Below are 16907 nucleotides of genomic sequence, written 5' to 3' on the forward strand. Positions count from 1 at the left end.
GTTTTTTCTTTAGTTTTGGATGTAAGCGACTAATAAGTTAAAGGTATTTTCTAAAGCATCCACGTGCGTCCGCTCCATACCATGGCTACTTGCCACACCAGGCCCAATTAACGCTGCTCTAATATTAGCCCCGCCTCTTAGTGCTGCTGATGCATCACTGCCGTACATAGGATAAATATCAACCGCATAGCTAAGTTCATTTTTCTGAGCAAGGTTAATTAAATGAGTCGTTAGTTCATAGTCATAAGGACCAGATGAATCTTTCGCACAGATAGAGACATCGTATTCGCTACATGCTAAATCTAATCCAATACAACCCATATCGACTGCCAATAGTTCCGTAATATTTTCAGGAATAAAGGACGCACCATGCCCAACTTCCTCATAAGTTGAGAAAATAAACGTTAGATTTGTCGCTGGAGTAATAGTCTTGTCTTTGATTTGTTTTAATAAACTCACTAATAAGGCAACTGATGCTTTATCATCTAGAAAACGTGATTTTACAAATCCAGATTCAGTAACAACTACTTTAGGATCATAAGCAACAATATCACCGTTTTGAATGCCAAGGTTTTGAACGTCTTCTTTTGTTTTAACACGTTCATCAATCTTAACTACCAAATTATCAACGTCTCTTGCTTTTGTTGCTGCATCTGGGAAAACATGGATAGATGGTGTATTTGATAGAATCGTTCCACTATAAACCTTGCCTGAACGCGTCATAATATCACAGTACTCACCGTCTAATGTTGGCGTTAGTGGTCCGCCTAGTTTGGTTAGTGCTAAAGTCCCATCACTATTGATTGAACGAACCATTAGCCCTAATGTATCCACATGACCACTTAGTCCACGCGTTACTGACGTATCCTTACCTGCTACTTCAACGAGTAAATTCCCTTTTGGTGTTGTCTTTGTTTCATATCCCAATGCTTCAATACGCTCTCTTAGAAAATCAATAGCGTTTTTAGTATAGCCAGTTGGGCTATTAATAGACAGCAACTCTTTTAAAAAGGAGACTGTCGTTTCTTTTTCAAACATCATTCCACACTCCTTTATCTTTTTCTATTATAACGCTAGTCACTTTATTTAAGCGAGTATTATTGGCAATTAAAAAATTAAAAGATAGCCTATGACCACAAGTAAACTGCTAAGTAGTGTCCCCAATAGGTAATACTCCGCAAATTGTGGGCTTTCAGAAATTTTATTGTATCGAGCAATTGATTTAGCCGTTAAAATAAAGCCAATTGCGGTGTACTGACTCACCGATAGCATCAAAAAGATAAATAAACGTTCAAATATCCCAATTAAGGAGCCGGCATTCGGTACGCCCTCGTCATCTTCACTTGTATCCGGAATCGGTCGATAAACATATAAAACTTTTTTAATGGTAATACTAGCTGGTTGCATAATAAAGAGCAGCATAACCACCCAAGCTAACAGCTCAGTCGGTTGAATCGCTAACTGACTAAAAAAGCGCGTTAAGATAGGCAGATACTCAAATGGCTCCTGGATAAAACTGAGTCCAATAACTGCTAGAACGATACAACCGAGATGGAGCATTTGATCAATAACAAATAAGCGGGCTTCTTTTTGATAGGTTGTCAGTCGGCGACGACTCATCCTGTGTTTAACGGAGTCAATGACTAAGTGAGCGATCGCTAGTAGAAAGACAGTCACTAGCATTGACCAACTGAATAAGAGTATTGCTAGCATAAACATCGTGAGAGCGTAAATGCTGCAATGGGTGAATAATGCGCCTTTGTCTTTATCTTTTGTTTTGGCTATCGCATGGGATTGGAAATAAAAATCTCCTAAAAAATGACCCATTAATAAGAGTAGGAAGACATCTTTTAGCATGTGATTGTCCCCCTTAATAGACGTGTTGCTTGTTGAAGGGCATTCTTATAGTTATAGTAACTGGTCGCTTTTAAGACTTTATTAACGCTGGATTGCCCAATACCTAGTGCTTCTGCTGCATGATACTGATTCTCAGCTTGATTGACATAGGCATAGAGTACCTCTTTTTGGCGGTCAGTCCATTTCGACTTAAGTGCCGTCGTCAGTGAAAGAATAGTATTTAAGGCTATTTCAACATTGGAACCATCCTTTTGTAAACGAATCAGAGTGTTTGTTTCTGGCTGATGGTGCTTTCGTTCACTGTCCTCGATCTGTTCAATCATCTCTCTAGCTAAGTGATAAGCCGGTCCATCCATTTCCATAGAGTTAGTAGGGTTAATTGTCGTCGTAATTTGCCCCACACCTATTCCAAAACGGAAGTCAACGGGAGACATGGCTAACTCTAGTTCAAATAAAATAGCAAACAGGTCTGCTTCTGGATGCAAGAGCCCTTGAAAGCTATCTCCTAGTGTAATCATAAAGTTTGACGCAATATTAGCTTGATACTTATTATTGATATGGTCAAGTACACCCTTGAACGTTTCTTGAGTCTTATTTCTATTTTCTAAATGCCTGGAGTCTTTTATATCGCCAATAATGGCAATAAAGCTTTGATTTCCCATATAATCACCTCTTTAGGGCATTATAACATAAAATCGCCTTTAAAGTGAATTATAAACAAAAATGCCCTTATAAACGAATCTTTTAGAAAGATTCACTAATAAGGGCATTAACAAGGGACTCATTTAATTTATTGGAAATCTATAACCATTCTACCACGGATACTGCCATCTTCTGTTTGCAGGTAAAACGTCTTTTATTTTTTGTAAATAGCTATGTTATAATAGTATCAACAAAAAACAATATAGGTGATTATAAATGGTATTATCAAAGAAAAAAGCAAGAGATGTACTTGAACAGATTATTGCGCTTTACCCTGATGTTAAAACAATTCTAACTTATCGTAATAATTTTGAATTACTTATTGCGGTTCTGTTAAGCGCTCAAACAACTGACATTGCGGTTAATAAAGTCACACCCGTATTATTTGAACGTTTTCCGACACCCAAGGATTTTGCAATAGCGTCACCAGAGGAAATTGAACCTTATATTAAGACGATTGGGCTCTACCGTAATAAAGCCAAGCACATCTATCAATGTGCCAATCAACTAGTCGAACAATTTAACGGTGAAATCCCTCATACACGACCTGAATTGGAATCATTAGCCGGTGTTGGCCGCAAAACAGCTAATGTGGTTTTAAGTGTTGGTTTCGATATCCCGGCATTCCCAGTAGATACCCATGTTTCTCGTGTTTGCAAGCACCACAAGATCGTGCCTCAAAATGCAACACCCCTTCAAATAGAAAAGATCGTCACAGCTATCTTACCCCGTGACTTATGGAATCAAGCCCATCATTCGATTATCTTTTTTGGAAGAAATATTTGCTCCCCAAGAAATCCAAAATGTGATGAATATATTCATTAAAAATATAAGAAGCCAGAACATCAATTTACGAAAGATGTTCTGGCTTCTTATATTTATTTCGTTAGTAGTACTCCCCTGTAAAACGTTTATTCAATCTGCTCTTCTGCTGGTTTTTCATCCAACTCTAGGTACTTTATGTCCTTTTATTACCAAGTCTTTTTTATAACTTTTAGCAACAGAGGCATGCTTACCCCTGAAGTAGATTATAGCGACTGACCTTCTTCTTTCTTGAAGTACTCTTGGCTTGCAATCCAAAGATAGAGTTCTATTTTTTCGTCTGAACGTGATAACTCTAATTTGCTTGGTTCATTTTTGTATATCGGTAACCCCAAAAAGAGTATCAGTAACAAAACCACATGAGTTATTCTTATCAAGGAAAGAGAGGTATAAAAATTTAAAAGATAGCCTTCAAAAACTACCCACAGTACAAATTGAACTATGTTGTTCAGAACTCGTATAATTAACTACTTCTATTCACATACCAAGCAGACTGTGCTTCCCACATTGTTGCATATTTGCTCTTACGCTCAACCAATTCGTCATGACACCCGATATCAACAATCTTCCCCTTGTCCATTACTACAATTCGATTAGCAAACTTGGCCGAAGCAAGACGGTGTGTTACAAGGATAGAACATTTATCTTTGGATAAACGCTTAAATTGGTTATAAACTCGTTCTTCCTCAATTGGATCCACAGCAGCGGTTGGCTCGTCAAGTACAATGATACTATTTGTTCTATAAAGCCCGCGAGCTATTGCTATTCGTTGCCATTGTCCTCCAGAAAGATCAATACCACCAAACTCCGTTGAAAGCATTGTATCAAGTGTGACAGAGTCTTCATAAAATTCACAATCTTGAAGAACTCTCTGTATGCTATCATGATTACGAATTTCCTTCGTATTACTGATAGCTATATTCTCTGCTAATGTCATCTTGTAACACAAAAAATCTTGAAAAACGGCCGAAATATCTCTAAAAATTGAACCGGGGTGTGTATTACTACTATTTTGTCCACCTATTTCTACTAAACCATTATCGGGACGGTAAAGTCCAATAAGAAGGCGTACCAAAGTGGATTTGCCAGCACCATTCTCGCCCACAATTGCAATTGTTTCACCCTCTGCGATAGTAATCGTTGCACTCTGAACTGCAATTTCACTTGTTCCAGGATAAGTAAAATTGACATCTTTTGCTACAATTCCTTTTGAAAAATCAACAACAGCCTTTTTTCCATCCATTTCTTCCATATCCATCAATCTGTAGTATATTTCAATTTTACCTATCGTTTCACTACCTTGACTAACCTGTATTGATACTAGTTCCTCAGCCATGGAAAAAATTTGTGAAAGTACTCCAAAAATAGCTACAAAGGTACCAATACTAATCTCTCCAGACATCGCAGAATTAAAAAGCATTATAGTTGATACTCCGAATCCAATAAATGACACCAAACTAAGAATTAATCGGATAAAAGCAGCTTTTCGTTCTACTTTCCACGTCTTTTTTGACAATAGTAACAATGTGTTACTGAAGAAGTTCCTAAAAAAATCAAAAGCCCCTAGTATACGAGTTTCTTTAAAAGTCTGTTGGCTTGATATAGCTTTTTTGTAGTAGCTATACTGACGACGAAGAGGCGCACTTTCATTTTCTAACCCTATAAACACCTTCATCTGAAATAACTGACCCAAAATCGCTGGTACAAATGACAGAAAAATTATTAAAGGGAGTAGAGGCGATAATTCAAAAAAATAAATGGATACAGATGCAAAAAAAACACCATAATATGTGAACAGACGTAAGCAATTGCTAGAAAAACTTCCTAACGCCTCATATTCTATACACCTTTTCGTTTTATCTATGTTATCCAAAAAGTTGGGATCTTCAAAATGTTCTGCTGATACACGACTAAGCTTTAGCATAAGTTCTGACATAAACTTACCAACATTTTTATATGATACATAACTTTGCAAGTACTTATCAATGCCCCTAAGTACCTGTTGACCTATCGTTATAGCTGCCATTGTGCCTAGTGCAACCCCAACCTGTGAATAACTAGCATTCCCTCTACTCGCCTCAGTGATTAAATCAAATAACTTTTGTGTGAAAAAAATACCTACTATCCACGAAAGAGAGCTGAGTACTGCAACACAATGTTCTGAAACAGCCCAACCTTTGGATGTCTTGATATACTGTAAAATAGATCGAAACACAACGTATACAATTCCATACTTGGTTTTTTTCTTCATCATTCATACCACCTCCTCTGCGATTCGAACATATTAGCATATGTGCCACTCATTTTAATTAATTCATTGTGTGTTCCTTTTTCTATGATTTCTCCACCATCTATTACTAAAATTTCATTGGCCAACTTGGTAGAACCTAAACGATGACTGATAAAGATTGTAGTTTTCCTTTTCATAAGCTCTTCAAATTCTTGATAAATTCTACTTTCTGCAATTGGATCCAAGGCAGCTGTTGGCTCATCTAAAATCTTGATAGGTGCCGGGCTTATTAAGGAACGCGCAATCGCTACTTTTTGCCACTGTCCACCTGATAGTTCTAAACCATCTTTGTCAATTTTTCCGAGAGGTGTATATAATCCATCTTTCAAATTTGCAATTGTGTCAGTCAAGGCAACCTTATCAGTAACCTTATGAATCTCTTCCACACTTACATCCTTTGAAGCATTACCAAGTGCAATGTTGTCCTTAAGTGAAACCTCATATCGAGCAAAATCTTGATACACAACTGAAAATATTGCCTTTAAAGTAGATGTCGCGTATGTACGAAGTTCTTTTCCATTAATTAAAATCTCTCCGTCATACATATCATATAGCCCCGTTAGAAGCTTAATAATGGTAGTTTTCCCCGACCCATTTGCACCAACAAAAGCATAATGCTTATTGCCCTGAATATCAAAAGATACATTGCGCAAGGTGTAGTGTTCTGCGTTTGGATATTTAAACCACACATTTTTAAATGATAGACTTTCAAAAACAGGTGGTATTTTATCAGGTAAATCAGTTGCACCATCCTGTAAATCTAGAGCCATGAATACCGTCAAATCATCCATGCACCTTTTAGCATATGAAAGGTCTTTTGCTGACTCTTGTAAGGTCCCTCCAATGGTTGTAGCCATTGAAAAAACAGCGGAAACAACTCCCATGAACATACCTGGGCTTAAAGTTCCAGCTATAACAGGCTTTATAAGAGTAAATGATATGAGTAAAGCAATTACTGACATAAAAATACCGGTAGCCTCTATAGCTATTTTTGTTCTAATGCCTACTTTTTCTTGTATTTTTCTAGCTATTTCAAAGTGATTGCTATGAAGATTTACAATATAGTCGGCATACCCAAAAAGAGTACGCTCCTGTGTAGCTTCACGACTAGTCAATATATCATCGCTATAATAGCTAAAACGATGTTCATAAGGCCAAGCTTCCATCCAAGCATCGTAATTTTCACCACCAGCTTTCAGTGACATCCAAAACAAAGGTACGCTTAAAATGGCAATTAATATGGCTGCCCACCAAACCTGTGCCAAAATTAAAGTCAAAATTGCAGCTATAGAAACAATACTACGAGCAATTACAGCACAGGCACGTACACCACTTAGTAGGTTCACCACAATACCTTCAGATAAACGCTCTACTAGTTCCCTAGTATTAGAATCTTCAATATATTTATATTTCAGACTTGCCTGTGTGTCTAAGATAGCAGGTTCAAGCTTAAGTTCCATGACAATTTTTAGTCTTGACTGCAATACCCCAAAAAAATTATCAATTATGTTACTTATGGCAACAACACCTAGAAGGACTCCAAGTGGAGCATATATGGTACTTACTAATAACTTATCTGCAAATACCGCAAAAGCAGTATCTACAAAAAATGATGTTGCGTAAACAACCACAAACGTCGATATTATAGCCTGTATGAGTTCCAAAAAAACATAAGCCACTATTAATAATGGAGAAATTTCATAAGGAATACGCAGTACATCAATCCATTTGTATTTTCTTGCTTCTAACATTAAATTATGCCCCGCTCTATAATTTTTTTACTAAATATTGATACTAATGCTGATAGTTCCCCATAAATAATTCTTCATATGTCGTCTTTTTATCACTATAACCACATCTAACACCAAATTCAAACAATCTTGGGCTAGCTGAGATTATCGGATGATTCATTCTTTGGATATCGCCAGTTACTATGGTTCTCACAACTTTAACATTCATACCCGGCTTGGTTAACTCAACATAATAGACATCTCCACCAATTTTTTCCTTAATCAGCCTCGTTATTTTTTGAATAAGATCATAGGAGCTGTTAAATTCAAAAACTGATTTTCCTATTAATGTTTTTCCATCTGTTTTTCCTAGCACATCCTTGTTTACAACAAAGTGTTGATTATAAAGATTAACTAGACTTGAAGATAAAACATTTCTAGTTATTGAGCTAGATTCACTACCGCCAAAAAGAGAATCGCAAAATTGTGCAGCTTCTGTAATAGAACGTTCAAGCGCTATTTCTGATGATACATGACATCCGAAACCATTATAAGAATATTGCGAAAAATCCTCTCTATTTGTTATATACGTTCTAAATACAGGTATTGTCAAATCATTCGTATAGTCTCGTGTTATGATATCATATCCCATTGACTTAACCTTTGCTACAATTTCTTTAACTTTTTCACTGCTCGAACTTGTATAGTCAACTATAGGCAATGTATACGGGTTGGCTTGACCTATAATCCAAGCGTCATGCTCAATGACCTCAAAAAGCCCATGTAATATAGCATCCTCTAATGTTGCACCTGACGCAACTCCAGTTGATGCTGTTCCGAACAATGTACCCTTAAGTTCAACGTCAAACATAAACACTAAAAAAGCCGGTACTAATTTTTTACCTGTACCAGATAGGGAAGTTGCAACAACCCAATCAGTTTCAATATTTTCATCAAACTTATCGTAAGCAGTATTTGTGTTCATTATCGTTCTAGCTAAGTGTGGCATATCTATAGCAAATTTCTTTATATCTCTGTATCTAGCGGCAATGATTGGAATGTCACCTGTGTATTGTCTACTAATATGCTCTATCATCTCAAAACCTGCAGAAAAATAAGCTTGAGATTTTGTAAGACCTTTGCCGGCCCCCCTATCAGATTTTAGAATATATGGTAAATCGCATGTACTCATTTCATCAAAATATGCGCTAAAAGAAGGTGCAATATCTCTAAAAGGATTACCATCATCAAACTCAATTCTAATTTTAGATCCTAATTTTTTAAGGTCTGTGTCTAGTATTTCCTTTGTTTCACTTTCGCTTTTCGAACGAATGCCGCCAGTTTGGTATTTGATGGTATCGTATGATAAGTTGGGAGAGTTTGTGCTTAAAATTTGTTTTAAATTGGTCTCCGTATCAATTTTAATGTAATTTTTATTAATGCCTTTGCAAAAATCGCAGTAAGTGGTAGGCAACTTTTCAACTTTGTCTACACACAAAGTTGATGTTTTAAAGAAGTATTGGCAGTTTATAAGTTCTGACGAAAATCCGTTAAAATACATTGTTATTTCATCATATACTTTATTAGCCAAGTGAGGTATAACGCTTTCATGAAATTCAAATAAAGCACTAGAAATGTTATATGAATATTTAAGTTTTTTTAAATCATTAATCTCTATCTTTTCATCGCAAGGAATATGAGTGTTTATATTTTTGAGTTTAGAGCTTATAATGCATTCTAAGCAGACACTTTTTTTTGGTATAACTAGCGGTCCTGCCATAATATCAATTCCATTAAAATTAACTTGGACAAAAGGCTTATTATAATTATATAGTTTTTTATTTACACTCAATAAATCTGTATATGTACAATCGGATGGAGCAAATATAGCAACATCAAAATCATAAATAAAAGTATCTTCAAGAAATTTAAGAGTAGTTGTACGAAAAGATTCTTTAATTTTATAAAATTCATTACTAAAAGCACCATCTCCTATCACTAGCATTCTTGGTACTTTTTTTGTTGTAAAATTATTTTGAGTTATCTTTATAATTCCTTCATTCAAAATAGTTAGTAGAAAATTACTTACTTCTTCAATTGAATATCTATTTTTAAATATATTTTCAATTTCTTCAAAGGTATTATTTCCATCAACATATAATAATACCTCTTCAAGAAGAGTAGGTTCACAATAAAACACCTTGATTTCTCCTGAAAAAAAAGAAGAAATCACCCTATCGTTATCGTTTTGATAACTGTATAATTCATTAATTAATGGTATGTCGTATGGATCATATCTCATAATCTTTGCTCCTCCACAACTAATAGTTACATCTATTTTAAATTTCAACTAACCATAAATCAATAGGCATTGGGCAAGAGAGTACGTCTTGTCCAATGCCTATTGATTTATGGCACAGTTACTGTATTATTTCTTTTTCTGTTCGTTTCCATTTTGGCTTCCACCAAATGGTTTTGCTACCTGTTCTTTTTGCTCTTTAACTACGTTAATCTGCATAATAACACACCTCCATTCTCAAAAAATATAATCTTAAGATATATCTTAGCAAATACTCTTAGGCAAAACTTTAAGAGAATAAATACTAAGATTCCTATCTCAATAAAAATTATATATTTCTTTATATTTTTTGTCAATAAATATGTAATTTTTGAATTTACCGCTTTTACGGCAACAAAATTTTGAAATTGTTAAATATAGTCGTACATGCTCTTTTAATACCCATTTTTACTTAATGGTTTAAAATAAGTGTATAAAAATTTAGAAGCATAAATGAATTTTAAAAATTATCCAGTCGCTTCATTCACAATAATGATAATTGTTTTGAACGTTGCTCTATTCTATTAAAACATCAAATATCAATGGGATAAAAGGTGAGAATTTTGAGACTTTTCGTATAAATGATACCGATAAAACTTTATTTTCTTTTTTAGCTGAAATTATTGGATAATTCATTCTTTTTTTATTTGACACTAAAAACCAATTTCAAAGTAAAATCTATTTAACAATCAAAAAGTCTTCACTTCTAATTTAATCCACATGTTTTCCACCAAAAATTTTTCTCGTATCAAAGCTGTGATTTGGAGTAGTATTTACTCTTGTGTTAACTTCATAATCGATGAGTAGAAAATATCCAGAAAAATTATTTCCTAGTGACTTTAATCTCCACAAGTCCACCTGCAGGAATGTCTTTACCCGCAAAGGCGCTTCTTGCTGAATAAGGTTTACTTTCGCAAAATCATCCAACGTTAGTTTTTCATCTGCTAAAACTGCACCAATGTTTTTAAGTACTTGTTTTGTTTGAACTATCAACCCTTCTTCCAATGCGTTTTTTTCTCATGTTCCTTAAATAAGTTCCCTATGTTAACGCTTAGGAACCTTGTTTTAATATGTTGTTATTTGTATTTTTTTGTCATCATTTGTTATCGCTTTAAACAAGCGATTACTTCTATTTCTACAAGGGCTGAAGCAGGTAAATCTTTGACGGCAAACGCGCTTCTAGCCGGATATGGTTGTTCAAAGTGTTCTGCATAGACAGCATTCACTTTAGAAAAATCATTTATGTTTTTTAACAGAACCGTAACCTTTATCACATGGTTTAAATGAAGGTTAGCTTCTGCTAATACAGCTTGAATATTTTTAAAGGCTTGACGAGTTTGGGCTTCCACCCCTTCTTCCAGTCCTCCTTTTTCTCGATTAATCCCTAGTTGTCCGGATAAAAAAACGAAATCACCCGTAACAATCGCTTGTGAATAAGGTCCGAGTGCTTCAGGAGCACGGCTTGATTCTAACTTATACATTGTTTTTCTCCTATCTTTCGCCTGTACGGCTCTTTACTTGAACTGCTTTCTTTAATCCACGAGCTACACCTTGAATCATTGGCATAGAACCTAAATCGATATTACCGCCTGAAACAATTAGTCCCACATTTTTTCCTTGTGGCAAGCGGTCATTATGAGCTAATAAGGCTGCTAATGAGGCTGCTCCAGCTCCCTCGACGAGAGTTTTGTTACGCTCTAACATCCATAAAATAGCATCGGCAATTTCTTCCTCTGTGACAGTCACAATATCATCAACGTATTGCTTTGTAACAGCATAAGTCTTTTCGCCTGGTTCCTTAACAGCAATTCCTTCAGCAATTGTATCAACGGTATCTAATCGTTTGATTTCGCCTGTTTTAAAGGCATGGTACATGGAGGCAGCTTCTGCTGCTTCGACACCAATGACCTTAATACTCGGCTTGATGGCTTTAGCTGCTAGTGAGACACCACTGATTAAGCCGCCGCCACCCACAGGACAGATAATGATATCCAGATCTGGTTCTTGTTCAAGCATTTCCAACGCAATCGTTCCTTGGCCTGCCATGATATAGTAGTCATCGTAAGGATGAACATAAGTGACATCGTTCTCTTCATAATACTTTTGTGCCGCGTCTCCTGCTTCTTGGTAGCTATCTCCAACAAGAATGACTTCTGCACCGTAACCAGTAGCCGCATTGATTTTTGCTTGGGGGGTTGTCTTAGGCATGAAAATTGAGGCTTGTACCCCTAAGCGGTAAGCGGCCATGGCAACGCCTTGTGCATGGTTACCGGCACTTGAACTAATGACGCCTTTTTCTAATTCTTCAGCTGTTAACTTATGAATTTTGTAGCTGGCGCCTCTCAACTTAAATGATCCAGTCTTTTGCTGATTCTCCATTTTAAAATGGACATGACGATTGACTCGATCGTCCGTCATGCTAGAGGTAACCATAGGTGTATTATGGGTCACATATTCTTCTCTTAAATAGTCCCAAGCATCTTGAACCATTTCTAACGTTAATTGATTTTCCATACGATCACGTCTCCTTCTCTATTCAACTATAAAAAGACCTCGTTAGATTATCCATACAATCTAACGGGGTCTTTTTAGCTGGTTATAAAATAAGCGAGCGTACCCAATTAGATTTTAGCATCTACTTGGGCATAACAATGATTAGCACCTCATAGATACAAACTTTCGTTTTAACGTGTTTGTATCTAACGTTCAGACACAAACACTATCTAATGATGCTAATAATAAGCTGTGTGTTCATTTCCTTTAAATCGGTCTTATTCATTGTTATTTCCTCGTTTCTATTTTTTTCGATCAATGGTAATCCATGGTCGACCGTTCTCCCACCGCACGCGGACAGGAATTTTATAGGTTTCACTTAACCATTCATCCGTTATTAACGCTTCTTTCTTACCTTTTGCAACAACCTTACCGTCTTTTACGAGTAAGACATGGGTAATGACATCGGTTATTTCTTCGATATAGTGTGTGACATAAACAAGGTGACAATGGTTAGCAGTAATGGCATCCATCATATCGAGTACGTCTTCTCGGGATAATAAATCTAACCCTGAACACGGTTCATCCATAATTAATAAATCAGGCTGGTTCATTAATGCCCTGCCAATGAGTACCCGCCGCTTTTCACCTTGTGATAGATGGCGGTAGGCTTGCTCTCGTAAGTAGGCAATACGAAGGGTGTTCAAAATTTCATCCGCCCGCTCATGATCGTCTTTAGAAATAACTTGGTTACTATAAACGCCTATTGAAGAAAATTTACCACTTAAGATAACATTTTTAACCGTTTGTTTATTAAAGGTCGATCCAAATTTTTCTAAAGAGCTACTCATAAAGCCAATACGTTCACGCATTTTAGGAATACTAGCTTCTCCAAAGGTTGTATCCAATACCTGAACCTGGCCAGAAGTTGGGAAATGGTAACCCGTCACAATATTTAAAATAGACGTTTTACCAGATCCATTCAACCCAAGGACAGCCCATTGTTCACCTTCGTTCACTTCCCAATTAATATCCTCTAAAATATCATATCCGTGTCTCGTCCAGGTCACTTGCTTTAACGAAATCAGTTTACGCATGGGTTATCCTTTCTAAGCGATTGCTTTTGCCAAGGAAAGATTAGTCAACGAGTGAGTCTCCAATAAATGGCATTAGGCCACGTAATTCTTTTCCTACCGCAGTGATTGGGTGTTCAACTTCAGCACGTTTAACGGCATTGAATTTCGGACGTCCTGCTTGGTTTTCTAAAATCCAATCTTTAGCAAATTCACCGGTTTGAATATCTTTTAGAACCGCACGCATATTATTTTTTGTTTCTTCTGTAACAATACGCGGTGCTGTAACATAATCCCCCCACTCAGCGGTATCTGAGATGGAGTAGCGCATGTTTTCTAAACCACCCTCGTAAATGAGGTCAACAATTAATTTCATTTCATGCAATACTTCAAAATAGGCACTCTCTGGTGCATAGCCTGCTTCTGTTAGAACTTCAAAACCTGCTTTAATTAAACCCGATACCCCACCACAGAGAACTGCTTGTTCACCAAACAAATCTGTTTCTGTTTCTTCACGGAAAGTCGTTTCTAAGATACCAGCTCGACCGCCACCAATACCACCTGCATAGGCCATTCCAATTTCTTTAGCTTGGCCTGTTGCATCTTGGTATACACCGACAAGAGAAGGTACGCCAGCGCCTTCTTCATAAGTACGGCGAACAAGGTGTCCTGGTCCTTTAGGTGCAATTAAGAAAACATCCACATCACTTGGAGGAACAATTTGGCCATAATGGATGTTGAAGCCATGAGCAAAGACAAGGGCATTGCCCGCTTCTAGATTAGCTTTAATTTCTGCTTCGTAAACAGCTTTTTGATTTTCGTCTGGTAGTAAGATCATAACTAGGTCTGCTTCTTTTGTTGCATCAGCAACTGATTTTACATCAAAGCCATCTTCTTTTGCCTTATCAAAAGATTTACCTGAACGAAGGCCAATAATAACCTTATGCCCGCTATCACGTAAGTTTTGTGCATGGGCATGGCCTTGTGAGCCATAGCCGATAATTGCAATTGTTTTTCCTTCTAAAAGTCCTTGATTAACGTCTTTATCATAAAATACTTGTGCCATAAATTGAATTCCCCTTTTCCTGTTTGTTTGTTTTTTAATAAAATAGCTAACGGTTATTTATTTTTCCCTCTTGGGAAGGCAGTGATACCTGTTCGTGCCAGTTCTTTAATGCCATAGGTTGATAAGAGATCGATGATAGCATCAACTTTATCGGTTTTACCTGTGACCTCAATAGTCAGTGAGTCTTTCGCGACATCTAACACACGCGCTCGAAAAGGATTAATCACACCATAGATTTCGTGGCGGTTAGTTGGTGTCGTACTGACTTTAATTAAAGCAAGTTCGCGTGCAACAATTTGTTGGTCGGTAATGTCGACCACCTTAATCACATCAATTTGCTTGTTTAGTTGCTTAATCACTTGCTCGGATTGAATGCTAGAGGTAATGTTTACTTCGAAGGTCATTTTAGAAACGCCAGCTGTTTCGGTCCCACCTACAGTAATACTATTAATATTAAATCCTCGTTTAGCAAGTAAGCCGGTAACACGGTTTAATACGCCGCTTGAGTCTTTTACAGTTGCTGTAATTATTCGTCGCATGGCGGCTTCACTCCCATCATTTCATCATTTCCTTTTCCGGCTGGCACCATCGGAAATACCTTTTCATCTGGTGTGACACGAGCATCAATAACAACCGGGCCATCCTCATCAAAAGCAGCTCTTAAGGCAGCTTTCACTTCTGCTTCTTGGCTAATGCGAACCCCTTTAATGCCATAACTCTCTGCCAGTAATACAAAGTCGGGGTTTCTGCCTCCTCCAAGAAGTGATTCGGAGTAGCGTTCTTCATAGATGATTTCTTGCCACTGGCGGACCATTCCGAGTGATTCGTTATTGACAATAACAACCTTGACAGGCAAGTCGTAGTCCTTAATAGTCGCTAGTTCCTGACTAGTCATTTGAATGCCACCATCACCAAGGATAGCAACTACTGTTTCACCAGGTCGGCCAATTTGGGCGCCTAGAGCAGCTGGAAGGCCGAAGCCCATTGTACCCAGACCACCTGACGTAACAAAGTTGTGGGGTTGGTCATATTTATAAAATTGTCCTGCCCACATTTGGTGTTGACCCACATCAGTTACGACTACTGCCTTACCTTCAGTCGCATGGTAGATTTCTTCAATCAACCATTGCGGTGAAATGCTATCTTCTTTGTTTTGGTACCAGAATGGGTAGTCATTTTTATTGGTTTGCGTTTCAGCTTCCCAATCACTAATATCTAGTTGATCAATATCAATTTCCAAGAGTTTAATCAAGGCTTCTTTGGCATCAGATACAATCGGATATTTAGTTGGGACATTTTTACCAATCTCTGCTGAATCAACATCAATGTGAGCAACAACTGCTTGTGTCGCAAATTTACTTAGATTCCCAGTCAGACGATCATCAAACCGTGATCCAATATTAATTAAAAAGTCACAGGCTTGAATGGCTTTGTTAGCGGCATAGCTGCCGTGCATCCCACCCATACCTAATGCTTGCGGGTGAGTTTCTGGAAAGGCACCTAAACCTTGAAGTGTCGTTACAACAGGAATGTTGTGTTTAACCGCAAAGTCATAGAGCTCTTTGTGGGCTTCCGCAAACTTCACACCAGCTCCTACTAGTAATAGCGGTCTTTCAGCTACTTTTAATCCATTCATCAAACGCTGGATTTGCAATTGATTAGGATAAACCGTTGGCTGATAGCCTGGTAGATAAAAATCAGTATCAAACTCATCTGTGTCTAAAAAAGTTTCTGCAACGTTTTTAGGTAAATCAATCACAACAGGACCCTTACGACCCGTTGTCGCAATATGAAAAGCTTCTTTAATAATTCTTGGTAAATCATGAACATCTTGAACTTGATAGTTATGCTTCGTAATGGGTGTTGTCAAACCAATCATATCTGCTTCTTGGAAGGCATCCGATCCAATAAAAGCAGCTGATACTTGACCAGTAAAAATAACAATTGGTAGTGAATCGATCATAGCATCCGCAATACCAGTAATTAAATTCGTTCCGCCTGGACCAGAAGTTGCAATAACCACACCGGGTTTACCGGTTACGCGAGCGTAACCTTCTGCTCCATGGATTAACCCTTGTTCGTGACGGCACATAATATGTTTGAAGTTTGGCTTAGCACGGTACAGCGCATCGTAAATCGGTAAGACAGCACCACCCGGGTAACCGAAGACAACTTCAACGTCTGCGTCAATTAATGATTGAACAAATAAATCTGCTCCGTTCCGCTTTCGTTTTGTTTTGGGCATTTCTTCTGTACTCATGTTCCATCCTCCTTGGTTAGCTTAAACGTTATCATGGTTAAATCATTTTTATTAAAAACAAAAGACCTAGCTAGATTTATAAAAATCTAACTAGGCCTTTAAATGTGTCCATAAAATTAGGGAGCATAGCCTGATTAGATTTTTTATCATCTATACAGGCGTAACAAACTAAATTAGCACCTCATAGATACAAACTCTCGTTTCACGTGTCTGTATCCGTTGAGAAGATACAAACACTATCTAATGACGCTAATTAATAATAAATTGTTTGTTGGC

The 16907-nt window shown here is 37.1% G+C and carries 14 protein-coding genes; 1 reads left to right on the top strand and 13 read right to left on the bottom strand.

Translation table 11 applies throughout. The features are described 5' to 3' along the window. Positions 1-9 precede the first annotated feature (9 nt). From BW721_RS03290 to BW721_RS03300, 3 genes are all read right to left on the bottom strand, one after another. Entirely contained in the window at positions 10-1038 is a 1029-nt protein-coding gene (locus tag BW721_RS03290) for a M42 family metallopeptidase (RefSeq protein ID WP_076766086.1), read from the bottom strand. Between the two features lie 69 nt (positions 1039-1107). After that, positions 1108-1857 carry a DUF3307 domain-containing protein gene (locus tag BW721_RS03295; protein ID WP_076766088.1) on the bottom strand — a complete coding sequence of 250 codons (750 nt, stop codon included), beginning with the start codon at positions 1855-1857 and terminating at the stop codon, positions 1108-1110. Then, positions 1851-2519, bottom strand: coding sequence for a SatD family protein (locus BW721_RS03300; protein WP_076766090.1), 669 nt, complete (start codon positions 2517-2519; stop codon positions 1851-1853). Before BW721_RS03300 ends, BW721_RS03295 begins: the two co-directional genes overlap by 7 nt. A 256-nt stretch (positions 2520-2775) precedes the next feature. Here BW721_RS03300 and nth point away from each other — a divergent pair, with 256 nt between their 5' ends. Next, complete coding sequence (nth, locus tag BW721_RS03305) at positions 2776-3384, top strand: endonuclease III (RefSeq protein ID WP_076766092.1); 609 nt, start codon at positions 2776-2778, stop codon at positions 3382-3384. A 460-nt stretch (positions 3385-3844) separates the two neighbouring features. Here nth and BW721_RS03310 read toward each other — a convergent pair whose 3' ends face one another. The 10 genes from BW721_RS03310 to ilvB form a co-directional block, all read right to left on the bottom strand. After that, complete coding sequence (locus BW721_RS03310) at positions 3845-5635, bottom strand: ABC transporter ATP-binding protein (RefSeq protein WP_076766094.1); 1791 nt, start codon at positions 5633-5635, stop codon at positions 3845-3847. Continuing rightward, a complete protein-coding gene (locus BW721_RS03315) occupies positions 5632-7422 on the bottom strand; it encodes an ABC transporter ATP-binding protein (protein WP_076766097.1) in 1791 nt (596 codons plus the stop codon). The genes BW721_RS03310 and BW721_RS03315 overlap by 4 nt, the downstream gene beginning before the upstream one ends. Positions 7423-7465: 43 nt before the next feature. Next, positions 7466-9703, bottom strand: a complete 2238-nt coding sequence (locus BW721_RS03320; RefSeq protein WP_076766099.1) for a YcaO-like family protein — start codon at positions 9701-9703, stop codon at positions 7466-7468. A gap of 747 nt (positions 9704-10450) precedes the next feature. Beyond that, positions 10451-10744, bottom strand: coding sequence for a RidA family protein (locus BW721_RS03325; RefSeq protein ID WP_076766101.1), 294 nt, complete (start codon positions 10742-10744; stop codon positions 10451-10453). Positions 10745-10842: 98 nt separating this feature from the next. Beyond that, positions 10843-11220, bottom strand: a complete 378-nt coding sequence (locus BW721_RS03330; RefSeq protein ID WP_076766103.1) for a RidA family protein — start codon at positions 11218-11220, stop codon at positions 10843-10845. A gap of 10 nt (positions 11221-11230) precedes the next feature. Next, positions 11231-12253, bottom strand: coding sequence for a threonine ammonia-lyase (gene ilvA / locus BW721_RS03335; protein WP_198031397.1), 1023 nt, complete (start codon positions 12251-12253; stop codon positions 11231-11233). A 281-nt stretch (positions 12254-12534) separates the two neighbouring features. Then, positions 12535-13329 carry an ABC transporter ATP-binding protein gene (locus BW721_RS03340; RefSeq protein WP_076766104.1) on the bottom strand — a complete coding sequence of 265 codons (795 nt, stop codon included), beginning with the start codon at positions 13327-13329 and terminating at the stop codon, positions 12535-12537. A 40-nt stretch (positions 13330-13369) separates the two neighbouring features. Continuing rightward, complete coding sequence (ilvC, locus tag BW721_RS03345; RefSeq protein WP_076766106.1) at positions 13370-14371, bottom strand: ketol-acid reductoisomerase; 1002 nt, start codon at positions 14369-14371, stop codon at positions 13370-13372. Between the two features lie 53 nt (positions 14372-14424). After that, entirely contained in the window at positions 14425-14910 is a 486-nt protein-coding gene (ilvN, locus tag BW721_RS03350) for an acetolactate synthase small subunit (RefSeq protein WP_076766108.1), read from the bottom strand. Then, on the bottom strand, positions 14898-16631 hold the full coding sequence (gene ilvB, locus BW721_RS03355) for a biosynthetic-type acetolactate synthase large subunit (RefSeq protein ID WP_076766110.1): 1734 nt from the start codon (positions 16629-16631) through the stop codon (positions 14898-14900). Before ilvB ends, ilvN begins: the two co-directional genes overlap by 13 nt. Positions 16632-16907: the final 276 nt, after the last annotated feature.

The organism is Jeotgalibaca sp. PTS2502 (genome assembly GCF_001975685.1).
GTDB classification, from domain to species: domain Bacteria; phylum Bacillota; class Bacilli; order Lactobacillales; family Aerococcaceae; genus Jeotgalibaca; species Jeotgalibaca arthritidis.

Excerpts from the sequence above, each read along its gene's own strand:
- nth (WP_076766092.1), top strand. The coding sequence starts at position 2,776 with ATGGTATTATCAAAGAAAAAAGCAAGAGATGTACTTGAACAGATTATT.
- BW721_RS03320 (WP_076766099.1), bottom strand. The coding sequence starts at position 9,703 with ATGAGATATGATCCATACGACATACCATTAATTAATGAATTATACAGT.
- ilvC (WP_076766106.1), bottom strand. The coding sequence starts at position 14,371 with ATGGCACAAGTATTTTATGATAAAGACGTTAATCAAGGACTTTTAGAA.
- BW721_RS03295 (WP_076766088.1), bottom strand. The coding sequence starts at position 1,857 with ATGCTAAAAGATGTCTTCCTACTCTTATTAATGGGTCATTTTTTAGGA.
- BW721_RS03310 (WP_076766094.1), bottom strand. The coding sequence starts at position 5,635 with ATGATGAAGAAAAAAACCAAGTATGGAATTGTATACGTTGTGTTTCGA.
- BW721_RS03300 (WP_076766090.1), bottom strand. The coding sequence starts at position 2,519 with ATGGGAAATCAAAGCTTTATTGCCATTATTGGCGATATAAAAGACTCC.
- BW721_RS03315 (WP_076766097.1), bottom strand. The coding sequence starts at position 7,422 with ATGTTAGAAGCAAGAAAATACAAATGGATTGATGTACTGCGTATTCCT.
- BW721_RS03330 (WP_076766103.1), bottom strand. The coding sequence starts at position 11,220 with ATGTATAAGTTAGAATCAAGCCGTGCTCCTGAAGCACTCGGACCTTAT.
- ilvB (WP_076766110.1), bottom strand. The coding sequence starts at position 16,631 with ATGAGTACAGAAGAAATGCCCAAAACAAAACGAAAGCGGAACGGAGCA.
- ilvN (WP_076766108.1), bottom strand. The coding sequence starts at position 14,910 with ATGCGACGAATAATTACAGCAACTGTAAAAGACTCAAGCGGCGTATTA.
- ilvA (WP_198031397.1), bottom strand. The coding sequence starts at position 12,253 with ATGGAAAATCAATTAACGTTAGAAATGGTTCAAGATGCTTGGGACTAT.
- BW721_RS03340 (WP_076766104.1), bottom strand. The coding sequence starts at position 13,329 with ATGCGTAAACTGATTTCGTTAAAGCAAGTGACCTGGACGAGACACGGA.
- BW721_RS03290 (WP_076766086.1), bottom strand. The coding sequence starts at position 1,038 with ATGTTTGAAAAAGAAACGACAGTCTCCTTTTTAAAAGAGTTGCTGTCT.